Origin of the sequence: Hymenobacter coccineus, from assembly GCF_001816125.1 — a bacterium.
GTDB classification, from domain to species: domain Bacteria; phylum Bacteroidota; class Bacteroidia; order Cytophagales; family Hymenobacteraceae; genus Hymenobacter; species Hymenobacter coccineus.
Genome location: NZ_MDZA01000209.1, coordinates 1 through 3,330, shown reverse-complemented (window position 1 = coordinate 3,330; position 3,330 = coordinate 1). Strand labels below are relative to the sequence as shown.

3 protein-coding genes, 1 tRNA gene and 1 pseudogene are annotated in these 3,330 nt (G+C 66.7%); all 5 read left to right on the top strand.

Features of this window, described 5'->3' with window-relative positions:
* Positions 1-373 (top strand): annotated as a pseudogene (locus tag BEN49_RS29545) (hypothetical protein); the annotation flags it as partial.
* Between the two features lie 2 nt (positions 374-375).
* A complete protein-coding gene (locus BEN49_RS12630; RefSeq protein WP_083326055.1) occupies positions 376-2,256 on the top strand; it encodes a DUF349 domain-containing protein in 1,881 nt (626 codons plus the stop codon).
* A 148-nt stretch (positions 2,257-2,404) separates the two neighbouring features.
* Positions 2,405-2,770, top strand: coding sequence for a glyoxalase superfamily protein (locus BEN49_RS12625; protein WP_070743947.1), 366 nt, complete (start codon positions 2,405-2,407; stop codon positions 2,768-2,770).
* A gap of 65 nt (positions 2,771-2,835) precedes the next feature.
* Positions 2,836-2,908: transfer RNA gene (locus BEN49_RS12620), tRNA-Thr, on the top strand.
* A 150-nt stretch (positions 2,909-3,058) separates the two neighbouring features.
* Positions 3,059-3,330, top strand: a 272-nt coding sequence (locus BEN49_RS12615) for an Arm DNA-binding domain-containing protein (protein ID WP_239691922.1), incomplete at its 3' end; no start/stop codon positions are given.

Genomic DNA, 3,330 nt, shown 5'->3' with positions numbered 1-3,330 from the left:
CGCCGCTGAAACTGCCCACCACGTGCCCGACCCCACGACGGTGGACGGCGCTGATGTATCGGCCCCGCAGGCCCGCGCCGTGGCCCACTACGGCGACGCCGCCCCCGCGCCCGACGCATCGGCCCTGCCCGCCGCCGCCCTGGAAGCCACGCCGGAGGAGGCTCCGGCGACCGAAGCAGGGCCCCCGCGCCCGAGGCCGATGCCCCCGCCGCCGAGGCCCCCCACGGCCACACCGTGGAGGAAGCCGCCCCGCTGCCCACCGTGGACCTGCACAGCGCCGAAGAGCTGCTGGACGCTCCCGAAGGCGTGGCCGCGCTGCCCACCTCGTCGGAAACTCCTTTGGACGATGCCCCCGCCGATACCGATGCGCTGACGATGCCGGAAGTGCCCGCCGTGGGCGCGCAGTCCGAAGCCAACGCCGCCGAAGAAGAGGAAGCCCACGCATTATCGGCGGCCGAAGGGGCCCCAGTAGCCTTGGCCGAAGCCCCTGCGGATGCGGTGCCTGCCACCGATGTGCCCGCCGCGCCGGTGGCCTTGGAAGCCCCCGACTTTACGGCCCTCGATCTGCCCGCCCAGGCCCAGTACCTGGTGCAGGAGCTGCGGGGCCCCAACGCCCAGCGCAACCGTAAAACCGTGCTCGACCTCGTGCGCCAGTACGAGGCCAACGTGGGCCAGGCCCGCTCGGCCGCCCGCCAGAAGTTCGCCGAAGGCGGGGCCGAGGCCGAAGCCTTTGCCTTCCAGCAGCCCGAAGGCCAGCTTGAGTTGAACAAGGCATTGCAGGAGTTCCGCGAGGGCCGCGCCAAGAGCGCCAAGGCTGAAGACGCCAGCCGCGGCGACAACCTGGCCAAGAAGCAGCAGCTTCTCGATCAGCTCCGCCAGCTGGTGGAAGCCGCCGAAACCAAGGACAGCTCGGCCAAGCTCAAGGCCCTGCAAGGCGAGTGGAAGTCCACCGGCCCGGTGCCCCAAACCGACAGCCAGCCCATCTGGGACACGTACCACGGCCTGCTCGACATTTACTACAGCAAGCAAGGCCGCTTCCTGGAAATGAAGGACCTGGACCGCCGCCGCAACCAGGAGGCCAAGGAAAACCTCATCAAGCGGGCCGAAGGCCTGATGGCCCTCACCGGCATCAACAAGGCCCTCGACGAGCTGACCAAGCTGCACGAGGACTGGAAAAACATCGGGCCCGTGCCCAACGACCAGCGCGAGCCGCTGTGGCAGCGCTTCATCGCCGCCTCCGACGCCCTGCACCAGCGCCGCAAGGAGTTTTCCGACGGCCGCTCGGTGCAGGAAAAAGCCAACCTGGTGGTGAAAAAAGCTCTGCTGGAGCGCATTCAGCCCTTCGCCGAGTTCGAAACGGACCGCGTGAACCTGTGGCGTTCGAAAACCGACGAGTTGCAGGAAATCAAGGCCGAGTGGGAAGCCGCCGGCCTCGTGCCCCGCGCCCAGGCCGATGCCCTCAACAAGCAGTACTGGGCTGCCTACAAGGCGTTCTTCAACCGCAAGAACGATTTCTTTAAGTCGCTCGACAACGAGAAATCGGCCAACGTAAAGGCCAAGCAGGCCCTCATCGACCAGGCCGAGGAAGCCCAGCAAAACCCCGACGCCGAGGCCGCCCGCGCCGTCGTCATGCGCATTCAAAAGGAGTGGAAGGACGTGGGCCGTGTGCCCGACAAGCTGGCCGACAAACTCTGGCACCGCTTCCGCAACGCCTGCGACGCCGTGTTTGACCGGCCCAAGCACGAGGCCCGCCAGCGCGAAGAGAAGGCCACCGCCTCCTCAGGCGAGCAGCTGGCCTACCTCGAGCAGGTGGCCACGCAAGTGGGGGCCCTCGGCGACGAGAACCCCGCTTCGCTGGAAGGCTTCCGCGCCATGCTGGCCGACTGGTCGGCGGCGTTCGACGCCACCGGTACCGGCGACCGCAGCGAGGAGCAGCTGCTCGGGCTGCTGGGCCAGTACCTGGCCGCCGTGCCCGGCCTGAGCTACGCCGAGCGCGCCGAGCTGCTGTTCCAGGCCGAAGTCGCCCGCCTCAAGGCGCGCCCCCAGGCCCAGCAGCAGCTCACGCGCAAGGAAATGGCCCTGCGCAAGGAAATTAACGAGCTGGAAAACGACCACGCCACGCTGCAAACCAACCTGGCGTTCTTCGCCCGCTCCAAAAACGCGGCCCAGCTGCGCGAGGAGTACGAAGGCCGCATGGCCGAGGGCCAAAAGCGCATCGACGTGCTCAAAAAGCAACTCAAAACGGTGCGCGCTTAAGCGCGGACTACTAGCTGGCACGCCGCCGGCGGACGCACCTAGGTGCCGTCTGCCGGCGGCGTTGCCATTGGGATCCCGCTGCGTCCTTTGCGGGGGTGTTGTATTTTAGGGGCCCGGTAGTCTCCTCGGCCACTTTATTCGTCCCCGCATGGTAACGCCCGTTTTTCGTATCCTCGACTATGCCCAGGCCGTGGCCTTCTACGTCGAGTGGCTGGGCTTCCGCATCGACTGGGCTGACCGTCCCGCCGGGGCCCCCGCGTACCTGCAAGTGGCGCGGGCCGATGTGGTGCTGCACCTCAGCGGCCACCCCAGCGATGGGGCCCTGGGCAGCCTGGCCCGGGCTGAAGTGCAGGGCCTGCTGGCCTTCCACCACCAGCTGCTGCGCCAGCCGCACGCATTCGTTGCCCCCGTGCTGGCCCGGGCCGAGTGGAACGAGCGGGTCCTGGAAATGACTGTAACCGACCCCTTTGGCAACCGCGTCGTCTTCTGCGAGCCCGCGGGCCTGTACCCGTAGTTGTTTTTGCCGCCCGCCGCGTTTGGCATACTGGCGCCGCAACCGTACTTTTGCCCCACCAACCCGCCTCCTTAGCTCAGTTGGTAGAGCTTCTGACTTGTAATCAGAGGGTCGTTGGTTCGAGTCCGACAGGAGGCTCATACATGCACACCCGGAACACCCGGAAAATGCCTTCTCACGTCGTGGAAGGGGTTTTCCGGGTTTTTTGCGTTTGGGGGTCTCGGTCCTCCACGACGCGAAACGGGGGGTTTCCTACGCGAGGGACGCCCCCCCTAACGCCCCCCATGTATGGTTGCCCAATTTGTGTTGCGAACGGACAAGAAAGACAAAGCCGGCCGGTGCCCGGTGCACCTGGTGGTGTATTTTGATGGTGTCCGCCTGAAATGCGCTACCGGTGAAAAATGTAAGCCGGGGGACTGGAATGCGGACCGGCAGAAGTTCCGGGCGTCTTACCTACTAGCGGAGGAAGCAAACATGCTGCTGGCGCGGCTGGCGGCGGATACGCTGGCCTGGTGGCGCAAGCTGCGGGCAGCGGGTGAGGCGCCCACCGTGGCGGGGCT